We start from the raw sequence: 539 nt of genomic DNA, 5'->3' as shown, positions 1-539 counted from the left end.
GTGGCGATCACGCCGGCCTGGGTGAACAGGGCCTGCCGCGTCATGGTGGGGGTGGCGGCCGCCGCCGTGTGCGAGGCGGCGGCGCGGCGGCCGGCCTCGGAGCGCCCGGCGTCCACGGTCAGCACCGGCATGCGGCGGGCGACGCGGCGCGCGGTGCGCGAGAAGGCGCGCGGGTTGCCGAAGGACTCCAGGTGCAGCAGGGCGAGTTCGGTGCGGCCGTCCGCCTCCCACCACTGGAGCATGTCGTTGCCGCTGACATCGAGCTTGTCCCCGAGCGAGGCGAAGGTGGACACGCCGATGCCCAGCCGGGAGAGCTTGTCGAGCACGGCGATGCCCACGCCGCCCGACTGCACGGCCACCCCCGCCGTCCCGCGGGCCGGGGTGCGTGCGGCGAAGGTCGCGTCCAGTCGCGTGTCCCTGTCGGTGTTGGTCAGGCCCAGGCAGTTGGGGCCCACCAGCCGCATCCCGTAGCGGCGGCAGGCGGCCAGCAGTGCGCCCGACTGCGTGGCGTCCAGGCCAGAGGAGAGCACGAGCAGGGC

The 539-nt window shown here is 75.3% G+C and carries 1 pseudogene; it reads right to left on the bottom strand.

Going from position 1 to position 539, the window contains the following annotated elements:
• Positions 1-539: pseudogene (locus ABEE00_RS35710) on the bottom strand (bifunctional acetate--CoA ligase family protein/GNAT family N-acetyltransferase); the annotation flags it as partial.

It is taken from the genome of Streptomyces odontomachicola, from assembly GCF_039605595.1.
Classification (GTDB): domain Bacteria; phylum Actinomycetota; class Actinomycetes; order Streptomycetales; family Streptomycetaceae; genus Streptomyces.
Note: the sequence above shows the minus strand (reverse complement) of the source record. Positions and strands in the feature narration are given on the sequence as shown.